The organism is Cernens ardua (assembly GCF_051251085.1).
Lineage (GTDB): Bacteria > Pseudomonadota > Gammaproteobacteria > Pseudomonadales > Halomonadaceae > Cernens > Cernens ardua.
This window is the reverse complement of record NZ_JBPCZH010000001.1, coordinates 242,366-268,315: the sequence shown is the minus strand read 5'-3', so window position 1 is coordinate 268,315 and position 25,950 is coordinate 242,366. Positions and strand designations below refer to the sequence as shown.

The following is a 25,950-nucleotide window of genomic DNA, read 5'->3' as shown; positions in this document are numbered from 1 at the left end:
CATTCGACAAGCATTTGAGTGGTTAATCTTTCCGTATTGTAAGGTGAAATTTTGTGTGACAGCAAAACTCTTTTTCATCCAGAGCCACGGAGGGCACTTTTGCCAGCCTCAAGCAGGGCCGCAAAGGGGGATATAAACGACTGAACACTTTGAGGATTCATCATTGAATGTTTGAAGCGCTGTTTTAACCGCTTTCCACGACGCTTGGTACATGTCATGGGCCTTCAACAATGGAGATTCTTTCAAACACTATTGATGGACCCCTTGATGAGTGATATTTCCGACCGGAATCCACCAGATAATAATCACTATAAAAAGCCTAGTCTGCTTGAAGCGTCAGCGTCTGTAGAAAGGCATTCAAAAGCACGTGGCAGTTGCCACAGTGGAACAACGCCGCCCGATACGATGAAGTATGCGCGCGGAGCATCTCGCCCCCCTGTTTGGCAAAACGATGGCTGGCAACAGAAAAGGCACCGATATTTGCCAGAGGCAGGTGGGCACGAACGTCGGCATATGACTCAACAGAGCGAAGACGAGTGGATAGGTGGCTACTCGTCAGGCGATTATTTTGCCTATTATCATGAAACAGATCCGGAGTACTTTCGCAACAATTGTGTTGACCCGATAGAATCGCTCTCACGTGTGCTACCAGAAGCCCCGCATGAGAAGGCGTATGGTAATAGGGGGCGACGAGGGATGGCGCAGAACCGGATGCCATCTTCTTGCACGGTGAACGAGCAGCGGAGTAATGATCACGCTGATTCCCTGGACGTACCCTGCATCCATTATGTGGCATCCAGGGGGAAGAGAGCTGGGGAGAACTGCGGGAAGGCGCAGTCGAAAGATACCTGCCATGAGATCGATTCTGCCGCCGTCTCTTCTGCCCCGATCCAGTACCATGAGCCGTTGGATGTGTTGGTAGAGAAAATGACCCCGATGATCCGGCTCACTGCGCGACGGCTCAAGGCTCAGTCACGTATTCCCATGCACGTTGATATGGAGGATCTGATACAGGCAGGTACAGTAGGATTGATTGAAGCCAGCCAGCGTTTCAATCCAAAGCAGGGCGCCGCTTTTGAAACCTACGCGATCAAGCGTATTCAGGGGGCCATGGTGGATGAGTTGCGCTCCAGCGATTGGTTACCCAGAAGCGTGCGACGGCACGCCCGCGAGGCAGAGCAGATCCACAACCGCCTGGAGCAATATTATGGCGGACCGATTCGCGAGCGTGATGTTGCGGCAGTGATGGAAGTTTCGCTGAATGCCTACAATCGACATCGTCATGATGTTCATAATTGCCAGTTGCTGGATTATACGGATTACGATCTTGAAACCTTTTTACCTGAAGAAGAGGTCGAACCGCTCAATCGCTTGTTGTCGGATGAATTGCATGGCCTGCTACAACTGGCCATTGCCTCCCTGGATGACGATCGGGAACGCGAGGCATTAACGCTTTATCGCCTGAGTGGCAATTCTCTCAGAATGATCGGAGAGCGCATGGGGGTAAGTGATTCACGTGTGTGTCAGTTACATAAACGGGCCATGGCAAAAATTCGTGCCTGGTTTCAGCAGTATTTTCCAGAGCTTGAGTATACCGGCATTCAGGGTCATGGTGATCTGACGGCCGACTCATCCGATAAGCCCATTACGTATCGTACCTATTCATTTAGGGGGGGCCCTTTGCCACCACGCGATGACTGATCCTTACTTCCTGAGCAGATGTTCCAGAAATTAACCGTCGTATTCGATAGATTTCGAGGTTGAGAAGAGGTTTTCAACGTCGATAGGAAAGGGAGGCGAATAGGCAGGGGCCCAGACAATGTATCATTCAGTCAGGAAATTAATACCTGAAGTCAATGTTTCTGATTTATACATTTGGCTCCTGCATGCTTTTGCTCTTACATGCTTTGGCTCTTGCATATATGGGCAAGGGTAAAATTGGGTAATGATAGACATGCTATTACTCAATGGGACTTAGCCCCCTGTGCACGAAATTGCGCAAAGAGTTGGTCTATCATGGTAATACCGCGTTCACTGATGTTGAATCGATCTGGCCGGCCCAACCACTCCTTGATCAAGCCCATAATGGAAAAATGGAGAATATCTCCCATTACCACAGGATCAACATTGGGAGCCAGCTGCCCTTTGTCCCTGGCAATAATAAGCTGCTGGTCGATCATGGCCTTGATGTCATCGACATAGGCACGCTCCTGGCAGCGTCGCGACAACTGATCAAAGAATTCGCAGCGGTATACAAGAATGGTATAGACCCGCATGATGTGAGGTTCGTCACACCGCTTGAGTACACGATGGATAATCGCTTTGAGGCCTTCGATCGGGTCATGATCCTGATAAGCATTTAATTGCTCGTACATTTGTTCCAGCGGCAATCTGACACGGACGACCAATGCTTCGAGCAGGGAAATCTTGTTATCAAAGTGCCAATACACGGCACCACGGGTCATCCCTGCCGCACGGGCGATCTGTTCAAGTGACGTGCCTGATACACCTCGCTCGAAAAAGATCTTTTCTGCCGTATCCAACAGCAGATTTCGTGTTGATTCGGCTTCAGCCTTGGTTTTGCGCGCCATATGAATCTCGCATGCAGAAAATAAGTAAAATATTTTAAGTTTATTTTAATGAGTAGAGAAAAGCACTTCGCATAGTGTAAATTGTATTTCTTCAGGTTTACATACATTCATGTCTGCATGTAAACTTTATTTTCATCGATGACTGATATGTTTGTCTAACTGGTGCTACTTTATGTGTAGTCTTACCGGTAGTCACTGACTCCTGTTACCAGGACCATGGTGTCAAAATCTGGTGTCATCACCGTGCGATTGCCATTTCGATGCTGTTCAGATATTGGGTCTGGCGCTCTGGAAGTGTAACGCACGCTCTCGTTTTGTTTTACTGTGTGCGTCATGGAATGACGTTACCATCCGACAGATTGGAAAACGAAAAATCATGTTACAGATTAATAAATCCAAGCGTGTTTTGTGGGGTCTGGCGGGTGTCGTTGCACTTGCAACAGCGGGCTGCAGTCATGGCAATGATAGCCAACCTCAGGCACAGCAGCAGGCTCAGGCCAAACCTGCACCTGTCTTCCAGATTTCTCCCCAGAATATCGAGCTGAACAAGAGCTATCCCTCCATGGTCCGTAGTGACAATGCTGCGGCGGTGACTGCGCGCGTGCAGGGTTTCCTGGAATCGCAGGTCTATACTCCAGGGCAAATCGTCAAGAAAGGGGCGCCTCTGTTTACGATTGAACGTAGTACGTATGCTGCTGCAGTCAATCAGGCGAAAGCCAATCTGGTTCAGGCTCAGGCGAATCAGGTCACCGCCCGTCGCAACTTCCATCGATACAACGTGCTTTATCATCAGGGTGTGATCAGTGCCTACACACTGGATTCCTACCAAAACGCGCTGGATACCTCGTCTGCAACAGTGCAGGAAGCACAGGCAGCGCTCAATTCTGCCCAGATCAATCTGGACTATACGACTGTCAGAGCCCCGGCTGATGGACAGGTAAGTCTGAATAAAATCAACGTGGGCAATCTTGTTTCCTCCGGAACAGAGCTGGCGACCGTTACGCCAGTCAATCCGTTGGAAGTCCGTTTCCAGCTTCCTCAGGAAGATGCCATGCAGGCACGTCAGCAGGAGCACATGAATGGTGCTCCGCAGATTGGGGTCGAGCTGGATATGGGGACAGGGGATAGCCAGACTACCTTGCAGGGTCGTTTGGACTTTATCGGGGATAACGTCAACACCGATACCAATACAGTGCAGGCACGAGCAGTGTTTGATAACTCGAAAGGCGTTTTCCTGCCCGGACAGTATGCGGATGTCAAGCTGACACATTTACTGCGTTTCAATGCATTTGCAGTACCTGAAATTTCGGTGACGCAGGGGCTGATGGGGCCTCAGGTCTATGTATTGGATGGTCAAAACAGGATTGCCTCCAGAACCGTCCAATTGGGTGATTTGTCGGGAGACTGGCAGATCATCACCAGTGGTCTTAACCGAGGTGATCGGGTGGTCGCAGGTGATACAGGTGGCCTGACGGTAGGTGAAACGATTGATCCTCAACCGTTCAATGGTAATCCCAACGTCATTTCGGCTGATCAGGGCAATAGCGGTCAGGGCAATGGCAATGATCAATCCAGCAATGGTCAGTCCAACAGTGATCAGTCCAGTAATGACTAAATCAGTCTTGATCTCTCTTATGACGCGTCAGGTATCTGCGCATCAGATATCAGTACCCCATGCCAGGAATCGGATGAACGGATGAATATCTCTTCGTTTTTTATCAGTAGGCCGGTATTTGCGACGGCACTCTCCATCATCATTGCTCTGGTAGGGGTAATGTCGATGCGGGCACTGCCCATTGCACAGTATCCGGATGTTGTTCCCCCCGAGGTCATGGTGACTGCCAGTGATCCGGGTGCCAGTGCTGAAACCGTTTCCCAAACGGTGGCATCTGTATTGGCTGAAAACATCAATGGTGTGCAGAACATGTTGTACATGTACTCCACCAGCTCAAATGATGGTTCCATGCAAATGCATGTCAGCTTTGCTATCGGTTCTGATGGCAATATTGATACCGTCAACGTGACCAACCGTGTCCAAACAGCGCTTTCATCGCTACCCTCTGCAGTACAGCAGCAGGGAGTTAACGTACAGTTGCGCTCAAGTTCGATCCTCATGTTTGCAACGTTGAATTCACATGAGTATGACCAGACCTTTCTGCGTAACTTCGCTACATTGCATGTTATTGACGAGCTGAAACAGGTTTCGGGGGTGGGGGATGCCGAGGTTCTGGGGAGTTCAACCTTTGCGATGCGCGTATGGCTGAATCCTGACAAACTGGCGCAGTACAATATCACCCCGGAAGAGGTCAGTAACGCGATTTCAGCGCAGAACACCGAGGTATCAGCGGGTGGACTTGCCACTTCGCCAATGGCGCATCCACGACCCTATTCGTATACGATTCTGACAAAAGGGCGTTTATCAACGACCAATGAGTTCCGCAATATCATTTTGCGCACGAATCCGGATGGTTCATCCCTGCACCTGGGTGATGTGGCTCGTGTTGAGCTGGGTAATTCCAGTTACAATATCGATGCCAAAATGAATGGCGAAAGTATTGCGCCTATTCTTATTTCGCAGCAACCCGGCGCCAATGCACTGAAAACGGCTGATGCGGTGAAAACCAAGTTGGCATCACTTGCCAAACGATTCCCCGCGGGCATTTCCTATAATACGCCCTATGATACAACGCTCTTTATCAATGCCTCTGTACACTCTGTGACCGAGACATTTATTGATGCATTGATATTGGTGGCCATCATTGTTTTCGTCTTCCTGCAAAACTGGCGTACAACAGCGATTGCCATGTCAGTGGTGCCGATTTCAGTTATCGGTACGTTTTCGGGCATGTATGCGCTTGGCTTCTCCATCAACCTGTTGTCCTTGTTCGGGATGATTCTGGCGATTGGGATCGTGGTGGATGATGCCATACTGGTCGTCGAGAACGTCGAACGTCTGCTTGAAGATGACAAGGATATCTCTGTCTTTGATGCTGTAATGGAAGGCATGAAGGAAGTGGGGGGCCCCGTATTGGCAACGGCCTTTATCATGGCCTCCGTCTTTGTCCCCGTAGGGGTATTGGGGGGATTGACGGGTGAGATATTCCGCCAGTTTGCGATCACGATCGCCATCTCGGTAGCCATTTCTGCATTTGTGGCCTTGACTTTCACGCCTGCGTTGACGGCTATCCTCCTCAAGCGTAGGCATGAATCCAACAATCCCATTGTTCGGTTGCTCGAAATACCTTTCAGGATTTTCGATCGAATCTTCGATGCCATCACGCATGTGTATATGATCGTCGTCAGATTCTTTATCAGAATGTGGGTGATTTCACTGGCTATCTTCGTACTGGTGACCGCCGTTGCATTGTGGACCTATCAAAATACGGCCACATCACTAATTCCGCAAACGGACCAAGGGCTATACATCGTTTCGGTGAATACACCGGATGGTTCTTCGGTAACGCGTACCAGTGACTACATCAGTAGTGTCAGCGATCAGTTACGTAAACTCCCCGGTGTTCAGTATGTGACTCAGGTCGCCGGTTACGACATGCTATCGTCCTCTGCCAACACTGCCCGTGGCGTTATCTTTGTCTCTCTGAAGCCATGGAGTGAACGTTCGGTTTCGGTAGACCAGCTCATCGGTCGGACGATGAAGATTGGCGCGCAAACACCGGGTGGCTCTGTCATTGCCTTCAACATGCCACCCATCATTGGTTTGTCAACCACCGGTGGGCTTGAGGGCTATCTGACTTCATTGGATGGTGCAACCTCATCTGAAATGCAGCAGGCAGTATATAAACTGCAGGCAGCGGCGAAGAAAAATCCGGCGTTGTCGAGTGTATTCTCCACCTTTGATGCCAACGTGCCATCGTATATGGCAGATATCGATTACAACAAAGCCATGGCGTATGGCGTTGCGGTCAGCGATATCAATAAAACGTTGAGTGAAACCCTGGGTAGCTCCTTTGTGAACTACTTCTCGTATCAGGGTCGCCAGTTCCAGGTTTATATTCAGAATGATAGTGATTATCGAGCCACGGCAAATTCACTTGAAAACATCTATGTACGCAGCAGTAATGGAGCACGCCTGCCGTTATCGCAGTTTGTAAACTTGAGACGTATATCCTCGCCTAATACCGTGATGCGCTTCAACGTATACAATGCAGCATTGTTCAATGGATCGCCGGCTAAAGGGTACAGCTCGGGGCAAGCGGTGCAGGCATTGCAGGATGAAGTTCAGAAAACACTGGGCAGCCAGTGGGAGATGAACTGGACAGGTACGACCTATCAGGAAACCCACGCAGGTAGCGGCGCTACATCGGCTATCATCTTCGGTATTCTGATGATTATTCTGATCCTTGCCGCGCAGTATGAAAGCTGGAGTATACCCATTGCCGTTATTACGGCTGTACCCTTCGGTTTCTTCGGTGCCATTATGGCTGTCGTGATGCGAGGGCTTTCGGTTAGTGTTTACGTTGAGGTCGGTATGTTGGTGGTAGTAGGGCTCTCAGCCAAAAACGCTATCCTGATTGTCGAGTTCGCACAGCAGCTTCGCCGAGACCATGGCATGAGTATCAGTGAAGCCGCGGCAGAAGCCGGGCACCTGCGCTTCCGCCCGATTATCATGACCTCTCTGGCCTTTATCTGTGGTGTACTACCGTTGGCTTTCGCGACGGGTGCCGCCGATGCCAACAGTCACGAGATCGGTACTACGGTAGCTGGCGGGATGTTGGGTGTTGCTATCCTGGGTAGTGTGCTCATTCCCTCCTATTACGCCATCATTGCGCATATGCAGGCGTGGTGGTTGCGCAAGATGGGAAAAGAGCCAGTAGGCGGGAAGCAGACGAAAAACGAGCATGATGGTCAGGGTAGCCAGCGCGAGGCGGGTTCTCAGCATTCGCCTGAAGCTCCTCGCACACAGGATGATCAGCATCCGGATGCCTGATTCTTTCGCTCAAAAGGAAACCGCAGCTATATGCTGCGGTTTTTTTTGCCTATATGACACATAAGCTTATTTCTAAATGATGAAGATGGCACTATGCTCTTCAGTTGTATTTAATAGAACATGTATTTAACCGCACAAGTATATTGATTCATCGGCAAGTGGAGTTAAGTGTGCAAATTCCTTCCATTGATCCCCCTCATCGTTTGTTGATGGGCCCCGGCCCGATCAACGCAAATCCCCGTGTGTTGCGTGCCATGTCAGCACCGTTGGTTGGACAATATGACCCCGTCATGACGGAATACATGAATCAGGTCATGACCCTTTACCGGGGTGTGTTCAATACCAATAATCAGGCTACCTTCCTCGTTGATGGAACCTCCCGGGCAGGTATAGAGGCAGTGCTGGTTTCTCTGATCAAACCGGGGGACAAGGTGTTAGTCCCCATTTTCGGTCGGTTTGGACATCTCCTGTGTGAAATTGCCGAGCGTTGTCAGGCCAACGTTGCCACATTGGAGGTTCCATGGGGAGAAGTCTTCAAGCCAGAGGTGATCGAAAAGGCCATCCGTGAAGAGCAGCCCTCATTGGTCGCCATCGTTCAAGGGGATACCTCTACCACGATGTGCCAGCCCTTGGAGGAGATAGGTCGAATTTGCCGTGAGCATGATGTTTTGCTCTATACCGATGCCACCGCTTCTTTGGCGGGTAATCCATTCAATATGGACGGTTGGCATATTGATGCCGCGACAGCCGGATTACAAAAATGCCTGGCTGGGCCCGCAGGTAGTGCACCGACAACACTTTCCGAACGTGCTGTCCAACGTATTCGCTGCCGTGAAAGTGTTGAGGCCGGCTTACGCGCGCCTGATGCGAATGCATCGGGTAATCGGATTCTGTCCAATTATTTTGATATCGCGATGATTCTCGACTATTGGGGAGAAAAACGCCTTAATCACCACACTGAGGCGACCAGCATGCTCTATGCAGCACATGAATGTGCGCGGTTGCTGATCGAAGAGGGCATGTCCAATGCCATTGCGCGCCATAAGCAGCATGGTGATGCCATGATGCACGGTATCCGCGCTATGGGGCTGTCACTCTTTGGTGATCTATCGCATCGAATGAATAATGTGCTGGGGGTTTATATTCCGGAGGGGGTGGATGGTGAGCGTATTCGTGCATCGCTGCTGAACGACTTTGCGATTGAAATCGGTACCTCTTTTGGCCCCTTGCATGGCCGTATCTGGCGTATTGGGACAATGGGATATAACGCGCGGCGTGATACGGTACTGACAACGCTCTCTGCGCTAGAGCAAGTGTTGCGTCAGGCGGGCGTCGCCATCACCGCCGGTTCAGGTGTAGGTGCGGCACTGGAGTTTTATGGGGATGCGCACTGATGAAAACCGCACAGGAAGTCATGGCGGCTTGCGACACACTGGCACGTATTAGTGCCTCGGAGAGTGGAATAGAGCGTGTGTATCTCTCCCCGCAGCACCGTGAAGCCAATGAGCTGGTTCAGTCATGGGCAAAAAAAGCGGGACTTGAGGCCTGGCAGGATGGTGCCGGGAATTTGTGCATGCGGCTTGAAGGGCGCCAAGCCGGCTTGCCGGCGCTTTTACTGGGCTCACATCTGGATACCGTACCCAATGCCGGGCGATATGATGGCATTTTGGGCGTCATGATTGCACTGAGTGTAATCGAGCGTTTGAAAGACCGGGCGCAGTCACTCCCTTTTGCACTTGAAGCGGTGGGATTTGCCGATGAAGAGGGCACTCGCTTTGGTGTGACTCTTTTGGGCAGTGCAGCGTTGGCAGGTGAATGGCAATCCTCTTGGTGGGATATCAAGGATGCACAGGGCATCACCATTCGTGAGGCTTTTCTTGCGTTTGGACTCAACCCCGATAACATTGGAGAGGTGGCACGTACCTCTTTTCCGCAAGAAGGGAACGATCCCAAAGACCTTTCCAGTGGCAATGCCCACCAGGTGATTGCTTATCTGGAAGCGCATATCGAACAAGGCCCAGTGCTGGAAGCAAAGGATGAAGCACTCGGCGTGGTAACATCGATTGCCGGTGCGCGCCGCTTCGAGGTCCATGTCAAAGGTGTAGCGGGGCATGCGGGAACAACTCCCTTCGAGCTCCGCCATGATGCACTTTGCGCTGCCAGTCAGATGATCCTTTCCATCGAGCAGATGGCAAAAGAGAGCGATTGTGTGGCTACTGTTGGGCAATTGGAGGTTTTACCGGGTGCAGTGAATGTGATTCCCGGTGATGTTCATTTCTCCATCGATATCCGCAGTGCGGAGGATCAATCCCGCGATACGTTGTGGAATGACATCAAGGCCACTCTCGAGACTCAGGCAAAAGAGCGTCGTGTTGGCCTCACTATTCGACAGACGCATAGTGCAGGTGCTCAGGCTTGTGCTGAGGTGTTGCAATCTCATATTGCTCAGGGTATCAGGCAGACGATTCATCATGCCCCCATTTCCCTTTTCAGTGGTGCCGGTCATGATGCAATGGTGGTTGGTAAACTGACGGATATCGGTATGCTGTTTATTCGTTGCGAGAAAGGCCTGAGCCATCACCCGGCTGAGTCTGTTGAAGAGGCGGATGTTGCTTTAGCCATTGATGCCATGGAAAAGGCCGTGCTATCACTCGCAGCCTCTTACGATTAATGACATCCACTATCGATATCTACTCTTGTGGATATCGACTCTGCCTGCTTTGCATGATGCTACAAGGCAGGCATTTGTTTTTTCAGTCACCACGACAGATATTTTCATGGGTAGGCAGGCCGAAGTTTAGCGTGTCCCCTGAGTGACATTGTTCTGTATCGCATACCTCTGTATGACATGGCTCTTTGCGACGTGGTTTCAGAAAACATGGCTTTCAAACGAAGTTCCGTCAGTTCGTTGCTACTCGTTGATTCAATCGAATGCCTGCAATGCGATGCACCTGTTCCAATGCTGTAGGAAATTCTTCTGATGTTGGCTTCGATAATCGTTCTTTCAAGGCAGCCAGTATATGTTGGGCATTCAAACCGGCAACAGCAATAATGAACGGGAAGCCATGACGTTCACGGTAAGCTTTGTTGAGTGCTTTGAATTCTGCCTTGGTGTTTTCATCTACATGGGTTAGTCCCGCATTGGTTTGCTCATTTAGTGAAGATGGGGTTAGGGAATCCAGTTTTTTTTCACCCAGTTCAGGATGAGCTTTCAGAAGAATCAGCTGTTGCTCTTTTGGCGCGTGATCAACCGTGCATCGGAATGCGTTTAACATTGATGCCACTGTGTTGTACGGAAGCTGCTGGAAGGCGCCTTTGGCCGCCCAGGGTGAATGTTCATAAAGGTCTCCGAATATAGTAATGAATTCAGGCTCTGAGAGTGTGTTGATTTGCGTTAGGGTAAGGGATGTCGTTGACGTTGGCATAACGGGTATCTATTGAGTATTGTGTATTTGAAAGTGTTGTCTTGTTATTTGTTGCTAGTGTTCGCATAGCCTGTCAAGTCAAACAGTCATCCAATCATATAGCCCATCAAAATGATGGATCATGCAGGTATTGATCCCATATGGATGAAAATATTGCAAGACACCGATGACATGATGCGGGCAAGTGTTAATGTGACATGTGACAGGCCCGATGTTACAAGCTCTGAGGTTACAAGCTCCGATATTGAAAGCCCAAAGGTCAAATGCCAGCTGGCGTCTAGCCCTGATACATCCTGCAATTCTACAATATCCCGAACGTTTACATTCACACCGATAAAACAGAGGAACTTCATGGCGAAATTAACAACCCATGTACTCGATCAGTATCATGGCCTGCCCGCTGCGGGTGTTTCTGTTACGCTTTATGCTGTGGGAAGCGATAAGCCATTGGCGGAAGCCAGAACGAATCAGGATGGTCGTGTGGATGTTCCACTTCTGACCGATGCTCCCTCCGGCGATTACCAGCTCTCCTTTGGTGTGGCGGATTACTTCAATGGAAAGGGGGTTGAATCTCCTTTCCTGATTGACGTTCCTGTAGCCTTTCGTTTGAATGAGGATCAAAACTACCATGTGCCGCTTTTGGTCACGCCATGGTCGTACAGTGTCTACCGTGGAAGCTAGGTCATTTGTCACGCTTGTACTGTCGGGAAAATAACAAGCGGAAAGGATTATCCGCTCAGCTATTGGCAACGGTGGTGTTAATGCTGCCGTATAAACAGGCTGCTGTGACTGGCAGCCTTTTATTCTTACTGGAAAGCTATCACCCGTCTTACAAAGCGCTTGTATTGCTGTGTGTTTCGTTAGGCTTTTCACTTTTCACTTTACCCAGGCACTCTTCAATCTGAGGAAGAAGCCGCCGCATATTGGCGCTCGCCCATAACGTAAGTGGCGATAACGCTGCGATCGTCTCCCAACATCATCAAGTCAAATATTTGCTCATCCAGTGTCGCTGAACGAAGCTGGCGTTTGGTGGCAGCCAACGGTGTTGCTTGGGGGTCGAAGACGACGATATCGGCTTCTTTCCCCTTTTCGAAATTTCCTACCTGATGAGAAATCCCGAGGGACTGTGCAGACCCGAGTGTCAGTTGATAAAACGCCTGCCAGGGCGAGAGGCTAACATCCTGTAACTGGCAAACCTTGTAGGTATCCTGAAGTGTTTGTAGCTGTGAGAGGCTGGTGCCGGCGCCAATGTCACTACCTAATGCGATCTTGACCTGTTGTTCGCGTGCCGCTTTCCAATCAAACAAGCCACTGCCCAAAAACAGATTTGACGTTGGGCATACCGTGATACCAGCGCCGGCCGTCTTGATTCGTTGGCGTACACTGTCATCTATGTGAATCGCGTGGCCGAAAAAGCAGCGCTCCTGTAATAAGCCGGCACGTGCATAAACATCCAGATAATCATCGGCTTCGGGGTAAAGCGCTTTCACCCACTCGATTTCATTAAGATTTTCACTCAAGTGTGTCTGCATGGCGATGCCGGGATACTCTTTAAGGAATTGCCCTGCAGCACTCAATTGTTCAGGAGTCGAGGTGGGGGCAAAGCGGGGCGAAAGCACGTACTCAAGCCTTCCCTTGTGATGCCATCGCTCGAGTAGTTTACGAGATTCCTGAATACCGGTGATGGCGTCATCCAGCAAGGCGGGCGGCGCATTTCTATCCATCAGCATCTTGCCGGTCATCAGGCGCATATTGCGTTCAAGTGCTGCGGAGAACAGAGCATCTACCGAGTGAGCATGGCTGGAGGAAAACACCATGGCGGTCGTTGTGCCATGACGTAACAGCTGCTGAATGAAAAGATCAGCCACCTGTTCGGCATAGGCTTTGTCGGAAAAGCGTACTTCTTCGGGGAAGGTGTAGTTATTCAGCCAGTCGAGTAATTGCCTGCCATAGGAGGCAATGATGCCGAGCTGAACAAAATGCACATGCGCATCGATCAGGCCCGGCATAATCAGCTTTTCGGGGTAATGATCGACCGTAATATCGGCAGGCAAGGTTGCCTGCAATGCTTCCGCGGGGGCAATCGTATCAATATGGCCGTCCCGTATCAGGATAATCCCGTCTTCCAGATACGCTACGCTGCCTTCAAGCGGCCGGGCATCATCCCCCGGATCACGTGTGAAGTGAAGAACAGGGCCTCGTATTGCTTTCAATGACATGGGACGTTTCCTTAGGGATTATCTATACGTTCTTGGCTATGCCTATTATCGGCCAAATGGTTTGGCTCTTTAGGGATGATACCCTTTTTTTGATGATCGTTATATTTTCAAGGGGTCATTGTCCGAACCGTTGGCGAGTCGGATGATGCTTCTTTTTTTAGTTTACGTCGGCCATTGGATTTATATTGACCATTGGAGTTGATATCGGTCATTGGCATCAGTTTTGCTTTAGTTATGTAGCACTTGTATTCAGCAGTTAACTATATACACGTCGTCATCCTGATATCAGGGTGAAGGCAATTGATGATCATGAGGTTTTAACATGCGTGTTAATGATGCCGTGTGGGTCACAGATAGTCCGGCTCTTGTTTCTCCGGGTGAGAAGATGTTGGGTGAGGGAGAGCTCAGTGGCTTGCGGCTGGCAGTAAAGGATCTGTTTGATATAAAAGGTGCAGTGACCGGCTTCGGTAATCCGGATTGGGCCGCAACGCATGAGCCTGCTGAATGCACCGCTACCGCTGTACAAAAATTACTGGCGGCGGGGGCAACGTATGTGGGAAAAACACAAACGGATGAATTGGCCTATAGCCTGAATGGTGCCAATGTCCATTACGGTACGCCGGTCAATCCGGTTGCCCCTGATCGTTTGCCCGGAGGCTCCAGTTCGGGGTCAGCTGTTGCGGTGGCGTCAGGGGAAGCCGACATCGGTTTGGGCACGGATACCGGGGGCTCCATACGTGTTCCTGCCAGCTATTGTGGGCTTTATGGATTGCGACCCAGTTGGGGCGTTATAGATATCAGTGCTGTACAGGAGCTGGCCTTCCATTTCGATACGGTGGGGCTACTTACACGTGATGCAGAGATATTGGCACGAGCCGCTGATGTTTTGCTGCCAAAGCAACCTGTAACTGAGTTCTCTGAGGTCTGTGTTCTGGAACCGGAAGGTGTCGATTTCAGGGCCAATATGATTGAATCTCACTTGTCTTCGTTGGGTCTAAAGGCCACCTCACAGATACTTTCCGCTGATATAATGGGGCGCGCCAGTGAAGCTTTTCGGGTATTACAGGGCCGCGATATCTGGCGACGTCACGGCGATTGGATTACGCGCGTTCGTCCCAATATTGCCAGCGATATTCAGTCACGTCTGGACTGGTGTGCTACCTTGACGCAGGAAGACGAAAACAAAGCGATACAAGCGCGTAAACGTATCGTCGAATGGTTGAATGAATTAAGTCATCACAGCAAGCGGCTGATTTGCCTGCCCAGTACGCCAGGGGCCTCGCCTATGCTGACGCTGACAGGGGAGCCATTGGCGGCTTACCGCACGAGATTAATGGGGATGACGGCGTTGGCAGGCTTGTGGAGCGCGCCGGTGGTTGCCTTGCCCTGGTTTGAGCAGGAGGGGGCGCCCTGGGGGATCTCCCTGATCGCATCCCCTCATAATGATCGTAGCCTGATGGCATTGATATGTAACGGCTGAGTGATCAAGCCCTCATCATCGTCCCGTCAGGATAATGTGAGGGCTTCCAGTAAGCGCCAGATCAGCGTGTCTTACCCTTTATGACCTTTTGAATTTTCAGGCACAAGCGGTCAGTCAAGTAGTCATCGGCACTGTCTTCTTGATCCAGTTTACGCTCACACCACCCAATGCATATTCTTTCAACCGAACAAGTGTTTCATGTTGTTGGGAGCAAGGTGGCTCAGAGTAATACTGTACTTATCAATATCGATGAAAAGCAGATTACCCCTGATAGGGGTGATGTTGTATCCAGTGTTGGGCGATATCACTCCGTTTGCAGACCCAGACCCGATCATGTTGTTCAATATGGTCAAGAAAGCGTTGAAGCGCTTTGAATCGGCCCGGGCGCCCAATCAGGCGTGGGTGTAAGCCGATGGAGAGCATTTTCGGTGTTTCGCTTCCTTCTTCATAGAGCACATCAAAGGCATCTCGCAGGTAGCAGAAAAACTGTTCACCGCTGTTAAACCCCCCAGGGCTGGCAAACTTCATGTCATTGACATCCAGTGTGTAGGGAACCACTAGATGCGGCTTGCTTTCCCCTGAAGAAGTGGTCACGGTGGTCCACAAGGGAAGGTCATCACCGTAATAATCACTGTCGTAAAGAAAACCGCCTTGTTCTACCAGTAAACGGCGCGTATTGGGGCTGTCCCGACCGGTGTACCAGCCCAAGGGCGGTTTTCCTGTCAACGAGGTAATGATCTCGGTGGCTTTCTCCATGTGCTCGCGTTCAACGGCTTCAGACACATTCTGATAATGAAGCCAGCGGTATCCATGACTCACGATCTCATCACCACGGTTGATCAGTGTTTGTGTTATCTCTGGATTAAGCTCCAGTGCCATGGCGACAGCAAAGGCAGAAATAGGGAGGTGGCGACGATCGAATTCACGAATAATACGCCAGAATCCTGCGCGTGAGCCGTATTCATACAGGGATTCCATACTCATGTGGCGTGCCGGGTAGGATTCGGCTCCAATGATATCCGAAAGAAATGTCTCGCTCCCCTTGTCACCATGGATAACGTTATTCTCACTTCCTTCTTCCACATTAACGACAAATTGCACTGCAATACGTGCATTTCCCGGCCATTTCACTTCAGGAGGTTGACCTGCATAGCCCCGCAGGTCACGTTGGGCGATTAAGGAATGAGGGGGTGTGGCGTTGGCTGTCATGGAGGATCCTGTGTTTATCTATTATTCAAATCATGTGACGAGGGAAGTTGTGTGGCCTGTGTGAGGCCTGAACGGCAATCCCCCATATTATTTGCTGGCGTACTGTTATTTACGTGCCAGATCCTGATAAGGCCCATAGAGTTCTTTTTTCGGTGGCGTTGCACGGTCACCTGTTTTGGCAGGCTTCAGCCCCAAATGCGCCAATCCTTCCAGCTGCTGAATGCCAGCGGCCACGCCATCAATTACTGGAATACCCAGAGTCTTACTAAGTTTTGATGTCAAATCGGCCATACCCGCACAGCCCAGCACAAGTGCATCTATCTCATCTTCCTTGATCGCCTGTTTACATGCATTTAACAGCTGCTGATAGGCCTCTGGCGCAATATCTTCCAATGCAGCAACATCCAATTCACTCGCGCGAAGGCGGGCACAGCACTGATTTAGCCCAGTGTCGCGCAGAATAGCTTCTGCCATGGGAAGCGTGCGAGCCAGTGAGGTCATGACCGAAAAGCGTCGCCCGATGGTGGTGGCTGTCCGCATGGCCGCTTCAGCGATACCCATGACAGGCACAGTGGCTATTTCGCGCGCCGCATGTATGCCAGGATCTCCGAAGCAAGCGATCAGAATGCCATCGGCGCGGGCTTCACGTGTAATCTCGTCCACGATGCGCAGTATACCCGGTACGGCGATCGCTTCCTCAAAGTGACTTTCGAGGGATGGCGCGCCATCCCTGTTGGTGTGCATGACGATTTCGGCTGACTGTGCCGCTTTACAAGCTGCTTCGGCGATCTTTTCGCTCATCGCCTGACTGGTGTTCGGATTGATGACATGAATTCGCATGCTGTTTTGTATCCTGAAGGTCATAATCTTGTTTTGCCAAGGGTCATTCCATGGGGCTTGCGGCTGGGTGGTCGCTGAATAGCGCGCCAAAATCAGGTGTTGCCTGATGCGCTGACGAAAAACGCAAACCTTCAAAAATGTGGCTCAAGTGCGCGTGAATCCACTCGCAGGCCTGTTGTTTCTTTCCATGCTCAAGCAGTGAAGGCAGGTGTTCGTGATCATGTTTACACCCCGGTTGTAGCGGTGTGCCATAGAGCGCGATCAATAGTGAACTTCTGGCCACCAGCTGCGAAATGATGTCGGTCAGTGTGTCATTGCAGCTCATGCTGGCCAGTGCCACATGCCATTTTCCCGAGAGCTGAATGGCTGCCTGCCAACGTCCTTCCTTGAGTGCGCACTGTTCTTCTTGCGTTATATACCTGAGAGAGTTTAGTGACGTTGGTGAGAGCGGTAATTCGAGCGTTTGCAAGGATGCGACTTCGATAATTCGGCGTGCTTCAAAAATCTCTTCGGCTTCTTTAGGTGAGGGCATTGCTACGTGGGCGCCGCGATTCGGAATCAATGTGACCAAACGTTCATGTGCCAATTGCTGAAGTGCCTGTCTGATCACCGTGCGGCTAACATTGAAAGCACGTGACAACGCATCCTCCGGCAGGCGTGTATTAGGCAACAGGCGATGGGTAACAATGGCGTCGGTCAATGCGTGATGAATGAGCTGATCGCGTCGCGGGTGGTCCATCATGTCGGATGCTTCCGATGCTGAACGCGGTGTTTGTTTCAGACCTTTTTCATTCATGACTTTTTCTCGTCTGTTCATCGGAATTACCCTTGAAAGGCAGGTTGAATGGGTATCCACATTGCTATATCTCTTCAATGGCAAATGTTGTGCCAACCGAGCTCAAACTATTGCCCTCACTAAACGCGTTCTTTGGTGGCGCTGATTATTCTTTATGTACTCGCCCTGGCGTTCAATCTGAAGTAATAAGCTTCCATCTTTAGTGTACACGTTATTGTATACAGTGCTGCGTACAAAAGTGCCATCATGGTGCATGCTGCCAAATTTCTGCACCTGGCCGATGCGTCCTGGTATTTGGCATTGCATTATTTGATGCCTGAATAACGACGATGGCGTAAGCGAAGGCTAATCGAAATATCCCTATATTGGGCCGCAGGAGAGAACGATCGAGTAAACGTGCGGGAAGACAGGGGAAAGAGAATGGGAGAGGGAGGGCAAAAAAGCATGGCGGTAACGGTAAGGGCCCACGTTATCCCTCTTTACGAAAGACGTTCATATTGGCATGGGGATTGTATACAAAAATAAAGACGCCCCATGCTCGGTGTTTACCCGTGACATGTCCTGACATGCGCTGCCTCTGACCCTGCCCTGAACCAAGGAGTCACCCATGCCTCAACCTGCTTCATCCATTGTTCATTCACCCGTTGTAGAAACAGATGCGCCACTCACTGCTGTGAACGATGCTCATGCCACCATCCCACCGGGTTACAGCCGCCGCCTCTACAATGATGATTTAGGGCCGGTAAAACAGAAGTGGGGCGCTTATAACATCTGCGCATTCTGGATGTCGGATATCCATAGTGTAGGTGGCTATGTTGTTGCAGCAAGCCTGTTCTCCCTTGGATTGGCAGGGTGGCAGGTTATGCTCTCATTATTGGTGGGCATTCTTATAGTGCAATGTTTTGCCAACCTGCTGGCGAAGCCATCCCAACAGGCGGCAGTGCCTTATCCCGTCATCTGTCGTATATCATTCGGCGTCTTTGGGGCCAATATTCCTGCGCTGGTGCGTGGCTGTATTGCGTTGGTGTGGTTTGGTATTCAGACATTTCTGGCCTCGAATGCGCTGATTATCGTACTGCTACGCGTTTTCCCTTCGCTTGCCTTTCTTGAACACATGCACTTTCTTGGGTTATCTGCCATCGGATGGCTTGGCTTTATGGCGCTGTGGTGTTTTCAGGTACTGGTCTTCATCAAGGGGATGGAAAGTGTACGCAGCTTCATTGATTGGGCCGGACCATTGGTGTACCTCGCCATGTTCATGCTGGCGGGCTGGCTGGTAATAGAAGCGGGGCCGCAGAATCTGCATTTTTCCCTCAGCGACAAGGTGCTTTCACCTGCCATGCAGGGGTGGGAAATGATTGTAGCCACTGCTCTGGTGGTCGGCTACTTTGCGGGGCCGACCTTGAGTTTCGGCGATTTCAGTCGCTATTGCCGTAGCATGAAGGTTATTCGCCGTGGCAACTGGTGGGGGTTGCCGATCAACTTTCTGCTCTTTTCGGCCACCACCGTGGTCATGGTGTCAGCCACATTGCCAGTCTTTGGCAGAATGATCACCGATCCCATTCAGACCGTGGCACAATTGAACGACACAACGGTGGCGTTGATGGGAGCATTGACCTTCATGTTGACCACGATGGGTATCAACATTGTGGCGAATTTTGTTTCACCGGCATTTGATTTTTCGAATGTGGCGCCGCGTTGGGTATCCTTCCGTACCGGCGGCTTTATCACTGCTTTAGGGGCTATTCTGGTGATGCCATGGAAGCTGTTCAATAGCCCTGAACTCATCCAATATACCGTGGGCATACTGGGGGCTGTCATCGGGCCGATCTACGGCATTATCCTGACCGATTATTATCGGGTGAAACATCAGCAGATACATATCGATTCCCTGTACAGTCGCGACCATGGGGGACAGTACTGGTATCGTAATGGTATCAATCCCAAGGCTATTCAGGCACTCGTCCCGGCCATTATTGTTGCGTTGGTCATGACGCTTATACCGGTCGATTCCCTGCATGATTTTGCGATTTTTGGTGGTGGTATCACTGCTGCACTTGTTTATTTTCTGCTGAATCGAGACAGCAACTAATGCGACTTTTGTCGAGGGTTAAGGGGCGAATACCCCTTAATGCATTTAAAACGTGCTAAAATGGGATTTAGCGACTATTCTGTGACAAGTAGCTGTACAGCAGCTGTTGTCGCGATGTGAATCGCCAAGGCCGGGCAATGAGACTTTATGTGGTTCAGAGGTTGTTCGTAAGGTTGAACTACAAAAACATTTCAATTATTTACATTAATAATGATTGAAAACGCTGTTCGAGTATTGCATCATGCAATCGCTTTGGACATCTTTTTAGTCCGTCAGAAGAAATTTGAGGTGTTCCCTGAATGCCTTACGGGCCGAGATGCGAGAATTGGCTTTACTTGCAGTTTGACGTAAGTGAGTTCAAGCGGATTGGTTCGCCTAATAAATTGGAATCGTCACGCGTAGCATTTGTGCTACCACGACGTTGTATCAAGAAGGAGTCTTGCATGAACAAATCTGCGACTGGCTTAGCGCTGGGTTCCGCACTGGTTCTGGGTCTTGCTGGTTGTGCCAGCTCTGACACGGCGCCTACCGATGGCACGGGTTCTCACTGGTATCAGAGCAAAATTGTCTGCGGAATCGCTGGCGGCTTGATCGGTGGTGGTGCTGGCTACTCTGTAACTGGTCACCACGACGAAGGTACCGGTGCAGCTATCGGTGCTGTAGCAGGTGCTACCGCAGCAGCTCTGCTTTGCCATCACAACACACCTGCTGTTGCCGACTCTGACGGCGACGGTGTTCCTGACAACATCGACCAGTGCCCAGGTACTCCTGCTGGCGTTGCTGTAGACGCTAAAGGTTGTCCTTTGGATTCTGACGGTGACGGCGTTCCGGATTACCTCGACAAGTGCCCAGGCACGCCTGCAGGTACCGAAGTTGACGCACAGGGTTGCCCGGTAGAAAAAGCACCTGAGAAACCGACTCTGGTTCTGAACGACATTCACTTTGCTTTCGATTCTTCACGTTTGAGTGCAGATTCCCAGCAGACTCTGAACGTTGTTGCTCAGCGCCTGGTTGCTAACCCTGACGTAGCAGTACGCGTTGAAGGTTACACCGACTCTATCGGTACTCGTGCTTACAACCAGCGTCTGTCTCAGCGTCGTGCTGATGCAGTATCCAGCTACCTGAGCACTCAGGGTGTTGCTGCTAGCCGTCTGACCACTATCGGTTACGGCGAGTCTCATCCGGTTGCTACCAACGCTACTCGCGCTGGCCGTGCACAGAACCGTCGTGTAGAAATCGCTCCAGTTGACACTGGTGCAGATAGCAGCTCCAACTAAGATCAATCCTCTGTATTGATTTTTAATTGGAACTGAAGAGAGGGCGCCTACGGGTGCCCTCTTTTTTTATGCCACCGTTTTTTATGATTCGGTTTTATAACAGGGGAAGAGATTTTTGTTCGAATCAGGAAGTCTTTTGATAACACACATCACCCCGGATCAGGATTGAATTCCACCCATCTAACCTGATAAAGTCTCTCTCCTCAGGACGTTAGCGTACATACGTACAAGCAACGCTTTCTCCTGCTCATTTTCTCTGCATTACCCTCATTCAAGTGCCCCTTGGTATGGTGCACCACTGATGCCCAAAGGAACGAACATGCCCAGTATTACTCTGCCCGACGGCAGTCAACGCAGTTACGATAATCCCGTTTCCATCATGGAAATTGCCGAATCCATTGGCCCCGGCCTGGCAAAGGCCGCAGTGGCTGGTCGTATTGACGGTACATTGGTAGATACCGCCGATATCGTTGATCACGATGCCACCATTAGCATCGTAACGACACGGGATGAAGAAGGGCTGGAGATTGTTCGTCACTCCTGTGCGCATCTATTGGGTCATGCAGTCAAGCAGCTGTACCCTGATGCCAAAATGGCGATTGGTCCTGTCATTGATGATGGCTTTTATTACGATATCGATTTCAATGGCCCTATTTCCTCCGATGATCTGGCAGCCATTGAAAAGCGTATGCAGCAATTGATTGATCAGGACTACGATGTAGAGCGTGTCTACGTGGATCGTGACACAGCCTTGCAGACATTTGTTGATCGTAACGAACCTTACAAGCAGCAGATTGTTGAAGGTATTCCTGAAGGCGATACCATTCGCTTGTATCACCATCAGGAATATATCGACATGTGTCGGGGGCCGCACGTACCGAACACGCGTTTGATCAAGGCTTTCAAACTGATGAAATTGGCGGGGGCCTATTGGCGCGGGGATTCCGACAACCCCATGCTGACACGCATTTACGGTACTGCGTGGCCTGACAAAAAAGCGTTGAAAGCCTATTTGAAACGTTTGGAAGAAGCTGAAAAACGTGATCACCGCAAAATTGCACGCAAACTGGATCTTTTCCACCAACAGGAAGAGTCTCCCGGAATGGTGTTCTGGCATCCCCGCGGTTGGGCATTATGGCAGGCTGTTGAACAATACATGCGTCGCGTTTATTTGCAGGGTGGGTATCAGGAAATCCGTACCCCTCAGGTGATGGATGTGTCCTTGTGGAAAAAATCCGGCCACTGGGATAACTATGCTGACAATATGTTCTTCACCGAATCAGAGAAACGTGAATATGCATTGAAACCCATGAACTGCCCGGGGCATGTTCAGGTGTTCAACTCCGGATTACGTAGCTATCGTGAGTTGCCGATTCGCTACGGTGAGTTTGGCTCGTGCCATCGCAATGAGCCTTCCGGTTCATTGCTGGGTATCATGCGTGTGCGTGCATTTACCCAGGACGACGGGCATATCTTCTGTACCGAAGATCAGATCGAGTCTGAAGTGACGGCTTTTCATACGCAGGCATTGAAGGTCTATAAAGATTTCGGCTTTGATAATATTGCGGTCAAGCTCGCGTTGCGCCCGGAAAAACGTATCGGTACCGAAGAACAGTGGGATCACGCTGAAAATGCGTTACGCTCAGCACTGCGTTCCTGTGGTGTGGAATGGCAAGAGCTTCCCGGTGAAGGTGCCTTTTACGGCCCGAAGGTGGAGTACCACATGCAGGATTCACTCGGCCGTGAATGGCAAATGGGTACGATTCAGTATGATCCCATGATGCCTGTACGTTTGAATGCCCAATATGTGGCGGAAGACGGTCAACGTAAAACACCCATCATGCTGCACCGCGCAATCGTAGGTTCCTTTGAGCGTTTTATCGGTATTTTGATCGAACACTATGCGGGCGCATTGCCGGTATGGTTGTCTCCGGTGCAAGCCGTGGTAATGAATATTACCGACGCACAGGCCGAATATGTCACCGAAGTCGAAAATTTACTGCAATCTCATGGCATTCGCGTCAAGTCGGACTTGAGAAATGAGAAGATCGGCTTTAAAATTCGGGAACATACATTACAGAAAGTGCCTTTCCTACTTGTCGTTGGCGGTAAAGAAGTGGAAAATCGCACTGTAACGGTTAGGACACGCAGTGGAGAAGACCTGGGCACCTATTCCCTTGATTCTCTTCTGGAGCTTTTTGAAAAGGAAGCTTCCAACCCTGAAAGCGTGCATTAACTACAACCTGAAACGGAGACGTCAAGATCAAGCGTACTAATCAACGCGGTCGCCCGCAAGAAAAGCTTCCACCTATCAATGATCGCATTCGTGCTGATGAAGTTCGTCTTATCAGTGCAGAAGGTGAACAGTTGGGTGTTGTCAGCCTGCATGATGCATTGGCCCAGTCTGAAGAGGCAGGGCTTGATCTGGTGCAGATTTCAAACGGCGATCCGATCGTTTGCAAAATCATGGACTATGGCAAGTATTCCTTTGAGCAGAAAAAGCAAAAGGCTGCTCAGAAGAAGAAACAAAAGCAAGTCCAGATCAAGGAAGTCAAGTTCCGCCCCGGAACTGATGAAGGTGACTATCAGGTCAAACTCCGTAACCTGACGCGTTTCCTTGAAGACGGGGACAAAGGCAAGGTTACTCTGCGCTTCCGTGGGCGCGAGATGGCACACCAGGAACTCGGTCGTGATTTAATGGAACGCATTGAAAACGATTTGGGTGATCTGGTGACTGTTGAATCTCGTCCTCGTATGGAAGGGCGTCAGATGACCATGATGCTTGCCCCCAAGAAAAAGTGATCCGACGGCACTCAAACGGGTAGCCAACGGTTGCTGAGCAAGGGTAGGGGAATTTCCTCTGCCTTTGCCTGTTTCATTTCCCTTTAACTCACTGTTTTATCACGGTTGTTGGAGTCGGGATGTAAACATCGGCAGCCACTGGATATCGGCCCCGGGTTTTCTAAATAAGAGCGGTGAATACCGCACTGGAGATTTTTAAATGCCTAAAATCAAGAGCAATCGTGGCGCAGCCAAGCGCTTCAAAAAGACTGCAAAAGGCTTCAAGCATAAACAGTCTTTTCGTAGCCACATCCTGACTCATAAGTCGACCAAGCGTAAACGTCATCTGCGCGGCATGAAGCAGCTTCACGCTTCTGATCGTCAGCTGATCGCTCGTATGCTTCCCAACCTGTAATACCGGTTAACGTCACTTATAAAATTGTCAGGAGATTCCCATGGCTCGTGTTAAGCGTGGTGTGACTGCACACCGTCGTCACAAGAAAGTTCTCAAACAGGCCAAAGGTTATTATGGTGCGCGTTCTCGTGTATTCCGTGTAGCCAAACAGGCTGTTATCAAGGCTGGTCAGTATTCCTATCGTGACCGTCGTCAGCGCAAACGTCAGTTCCGTGCGCTGTGGATCACACGTATCAATGCTGCAGCTCGCCTGCATGGCTTGTCCTACAGCCGTTTTGTTGCTGGTCTGAAAAAGGCTGGTATCGAAATCGACCGTAAGGTTCTGGCTGATCTGGCTGTCCATGAAAAAGAAGCCTTCGGTGCTATCGTCGATAAAGCCAAGGCCGCGCAGTAATCCTGTTGATACCGAAACCTTCCGGAATCGGTGAATAGGTCTGCAACCCAGGAGGGGAAGGAGCGGCTGCTCTTTCCCCTTTTTTATACGTGTTTGATTAGCTCAAAGTAAAAAGAAAAGATTGCTCAGTAGCGTTTTTGCAAGTTCCGATAGTGGTTTCGACACTCATGTCAGTATCGCGAAACTCATGAAAGCGTTGCTTTCGGGAGCTGTTCCATATTGAAAGGCTATAGGCTCTGAAATGGCTCGTAGTTTTGCCCTGGGCGCTCGTGACGATTGTTTACTCGCTGTTGATTTTACTTGTTATTCATGTCTGACAGCATAAGTTATGCTTTGTCATGTCCTGTTTGTTGCTCGTGTTATTTCATCCGGCAAAGACAGAGTCGTGACTTATGCGAAGATATCATTTATTTGTCCGGAGATATCGATGGATCATCTTTCTGCACTGGTCGAAGAGGCCGGGAAGGCTGTAGAGTCAGCCGACTCATCACAGTCCCTCGATGAAGTGCGTGTACGTTTTCTAGGAAAGAAAGGGGCGCTGACCCTCGAACTCAAAGGGTTGGGTAAGCTGGCTCCGGAAGAACGTCCCGCCGCAGGTGAGGCCATTAATCAGGCCAAGCAACAGGTGCAGGGGCTGATCGAGAAAAAGCGTACAGCGCTTGAAACTGCCGCGCTCAATGAACAACTCGCCAGTGAAACTGTTGATGTGACCTTGCCGGGGCGCGGTCAAGTCCGTGGTGGATTGCACCCGGTGACCCGTACCATGGAGCGTATCGCCTCTCTTTTTCGTGATATCGGCTTTGATCGTGTAGAAGGACCGGAAATCGAAGACGACTATCATAACTTCGAGGCACTGAATATCCCGGCGCATCACCCCGCACGTGCGATGCACGATACTTTCTACTTTGACGCCGGCCATCTGTTGCGGACGCAAACCTCCAACGTCCAGATTCGGACGATGGAAAAAACCGAGCCGCCATTGCGTATTATCTCGCCTGGGCGAGTGTATCGTAATGACTCCGACATGACTCACAGTCCGATGTTCCATCAGGTGGAAGGATTATTCGTTGATGAAAACGTCACCTTCGCTGACTTGAAAGGCACTATCGATGCCTTCTTGCGTGCCTTTTTCGAAGGAGACGATATCGAAGTCCGTTTTCGCCCTTCGTATTTCCCCTTTACTGAACCCTCTGCGGAAGTGGATATTCGAATCAAACGGCAGGGTCAGGATGCCTATGGCGGTTGGCTGGAAGTCATGGGCTGCGGCATGGTGAATCCCCGAGTATTCGAATCCGCAGGCGTAGACGCCGAGCGTTTCACCGGTTTTGCCTTCGGCATGGGGGTTGAGCGTCTGGCAATGCTACGTTATGGCGTTAACGATTTGCGTATGTTCTTCGATAACGATTTACGATTCCTGCGTCAGTTCTGATACTGAAAGAATACGCCTGAACATAAGCTCCCTTTTTCAAGCCTGATGTGTTTG

General features: G+C 50.4%; 20 protein-coding genes. 14 read left to right on the top strand and 6 right to left on the bottom strand.

The genetic code is table 11. The features are described from left to right. The first annotated feature begins 267 nt into the window (after window positions 1–267). On the top strand, window positions 268–1,701 hold the full coding sequence (locus LMG33818_RS01290) for a sigma-70 family RNA polymerase sigma factor (RefSeq protein WP_442321544.1): 1,434 nt from the start codon (window positions 268–270) through the stop codon (window positions 1,699–1,701). Window positions 1,702–1,964: 263 nt separating this feature from the next. Here the strand turns inward: LMG33818_RS01290 and LMG33818_RS01285 are convergent, their stop codons facing one another. Next, window positions 1,965–2,591, bottom strand: a complete 627-nt coding sequence (locus LMG33818_RS01285; protein ID WP_442321543.1) for a TetR family transcriptional regulator — start codon at window positions 2,589–2,591, stop codon at window positions 1,965–1,967. Window positions 2,592–2,967: 376 nt separating this feature from the next. Here LMG33818_RS01285 and LMG33818_RS01280 point away from each other — a divergent pair, with 376 nt between their 5' ends. The 4 genes from LMG33818_RS01280 to LMG33818_RS01265 all read left to right on the top strand — a co-directional run bounded on the left by LMG33818_RS01280 (window position 2,968) and on the right by LMG33818_RS01265 (window position 10,210). Beyond that, window positions 2,968–4,206, top strand: coding sequence for an efflux RND transporter periplasmic adaptor subunit (locus LMG33818_RS01280; RefSeq protein ID WP_442321542.1), 1,239 nt, complete (start codon window positions 2,968–2,970; stop codon window positions 4,204–4,206). Window positions 4,207–4,287: 81 nt separating this feature from the next. Continuing rightward, a complete protein-coding gene (locus tag LMG33818_RS01275) occupies window positions 4,288–7,539 on the top strand; it encodes an efflux RND transporter permease subunit (protein WP_442321541.1) in 3,252 nt (1,083 codons plus the stop codon). A gap of 170 nt (window positions 7,540–7,709) precedes the next feature. Further along, window positions 7,710–8,933, top strand: coding sequence for a pyridoxal-phosphate-dependent aminotransferase family protein (locus tag LMG33818_RS01270; RefSeq protein WP_442321540.1), 1,224 nt, complete (start codon window positions 7,710–7,712; stop codon window positions 8,931–8,933). Beyond that, window positions 8,933–10,210: an allantoate amidohydrolase gene (locus LMG33818_RS01265; RefSeq protein ID WP_442321539.1), complete on the top strand. Its 1,278-nt coding sequence runs from the start codon at window positions 8,933–8,935 to the stop codon at window positions 10,208–10,210. Before LMG33818_RS01270 ends, LMG33818_RS01265 begins: the two co-directional genes overlap by 1 nt. Before the next feature lie 229 nt (window positions 10,211–10,439). Here LMG33818_RS01265 and uraD read toward each other — a convergent pair whose 3' ends face one another. Next, window positions 10,440–10,964: a 2-oxo-4-hydroxy-4-carboxy-5-ureidoimidazoline decarboxylase gene (gene uraD / locus LMG33818_RS01260; protein WP_442321538.1), complete on the bottom strand. Its 525-nt coding sequence runs from the start codon at window positions 10,962–10,964 to the stop codon at window positions 10,440–10,442. 351 nt (window positions 10,965–11,315) lie between these two features. Between uraD and uraH the strand changes: the two genes are divergently transcribed. Next, window positions 11,316–11,645 carry a hydroxyisourate hydrolase gene (uraH, locus tag LMG33818_RS01255; RefSeq protein WP_442321537.1) on the top strand — a complete coding sequence of 110 codons (330 nt, stop codon included), beginning with the start codon at window positions 11,316–11,318 and terminating at the stop codon, window positions 11,643–11,645. Window positions 11,646–11,860: 215 nt separating this feature from the next. On the opposite strand, the gene guaD is transcribed toward uraH, so the two are convergent. After that, window positions 11,861–13,183, bottom strand: coding sequence for a guanine deaminase (gene guaD, locus LMG33818_RS01250; protein ID WP_442321536.1), 1,323 nt, complete (start codon window positions 13,181–13,183; stop codon window positions 11,861–11,863). 322 nt (window positions 13,184–13,505) lie between these two features. Between guaD and LMG33818_RS01245 the strand changes: the two genes are divergently transcribed. Then, window positions 13,506–14,663, top strand: a complete 1,158-nt coding sequence (locus LMG33818_RS01245; RefSeq protein ID WP_442321535.1) for an amidase — start codon at window positions 13,506–13,508, stop codon at window positions 14,661–14,663. A 261-nt stretch (window positions 14,664–14,924) separates the two neighbouring features. Here LMG33818_RS01245 and puuE read toward each other — a convergent pair whose 3' ends face one another. The 3 genes from puuE to LMG33818_RS01230 all read right to left on the bottom strand — a co-directional run bounded on the left by puuE (window position 14,925) and on the right by LMG33818_RS01230 (window position 17,529). After that, on the bottom strand, window positions 14,925–15,872 hold the full coding sequence (gene puuE / locus LMG33818_RS01240) for an allantoinase PuuE (RefSeq protein WP_442321534.1): 948 nt from the start codon (window positions 15,870–15,872) through the stop codon (window positions 14,925–14,927). A gap of 105 nt (window positions 15,873–15,977) precedes the next feature. Next, window positions 15,978–16,712 (bottom strand): aspartate/glutamate racemase family protein, encoded by a 735-nt coding sequence (locus LMG33818_RS01235; protein ID WP_442321533.1) that lies wholly within the window; start codon window positions 16,710–16,712, stop codon window positions 15,978–15,980. A gap of 43 nt (window positions 16,713–16,755) precedes the next feature. Further along, window positions 16,756–17,529 carry a GntR family transcriptional regulator gene (locus tag LMG33818_RS01230; RefSeq protein WP_442321532.1) on the bottom strand — a complete coding sequence of 258 codons (774 nt, stop codon included), beginning with the start codon at window positions 17,527–17,529 and terminating at the stop codon, window positions 16,756–16,758. A gap of 586 nt (window positions 17,530–18,115) precedes the next feature. Here LMG33818_RS01230 and LMG33818_RS01225 point away from each other — a divergent pair. The 7 genes from LMG33818_RS01225 (at window position 18,116) to pheS (ending at window position 25,896) form a co-directional block, all read left to right on the top strand. Continuing rightward, a complete protein-coding gene (locus LMG33818_RS01225) occupies window positions 18,116–19,600 on the top strand; it encodes an NCS1 family nucleobase:cation symporter-1 (RefSeq protein WP_442321531.1) in 1,485 nt (494 codons plus the stop codon). A 443-nt stretch (window positions 19,601–20,043) separates the two neighbouring features. After that, a complete protein-coding gene (locus tag LMG33818_RS01220) occupies window positions 20,044–20,877 on the top strand; it encodes an OmpA family protein (RefSeq protein WP_442321530.1) in 834 nt (277 codons plus the stop codon). 319 nt (window positions 20,878–21,196) lie between these two features. After that, window positions 21,197–23,113: a threonine--tRNA ligase gene (gene thrS, locus LMG33818_RS01215; protein ID WP_442321529.1), complete on the top strand. Its 1,917-nt coding sequence runs from the start codon at window positions 21,197–21,199 to the stop codon at window positions 23,111–23,113. A 26-nt stretch (window positions 23,114–23,139) separates the two neighbouring features. After that, window positions 23,140–23,679 (top strand): translation initiation factor IF-3, encoded by a 540-nt coding sequence (infC, locus tag LMG33818_RS01210; protein WP_442322162.1) that lies wholly within the window; start codon window positions 23,140–23,142, stop codon window positions 23,677–23,679. 199 nt (window positions 23,680–23,878) lie between these two features. After that, window positions 23,879–24,073 (top strand): 50S ribosomal protein L35, encoded by a 195-nt coding sequence (rpmI, locus tag LMG33818_RS01205; RefSeq protein ID WP_442321528.1) that lies wholly within the window; start codon window positions 23,879–23,881, stop codon window positions 24,071–24,073. A 40-nt stretch (window positions 24,074–24,113) separates the two neighbouring features. Continuing rightward, window positions 24,114–24,467: a 50S ribosomal protein L20 gene (gene rplT / locus LMG33818_RS01200; protein ID WP_442321527.1), complete on the top strand. Its 354-nt coding sequence runs from the start codon at window positions 24,114–24,116 to the stop codon at window positions 24,465–24,467. A gap of 427 nt (window positions 24,468–24,894) precedes the next feature. Further along, complete coding sequence (gene pheS, locus LMG33818_RS01195; RefSeq protein ID WP_442321526.1) at window positions 24,895–25,896, top strand: phenylalanine--tRNA ligase subunit alpha; 1,002 nt, start codon at window positions 24,895–24,897, stop codon at window positions 25,894–25,896. The last annotated feature ends 54 nt before the right edge of the window (window positions 25,897–25,950 follow it).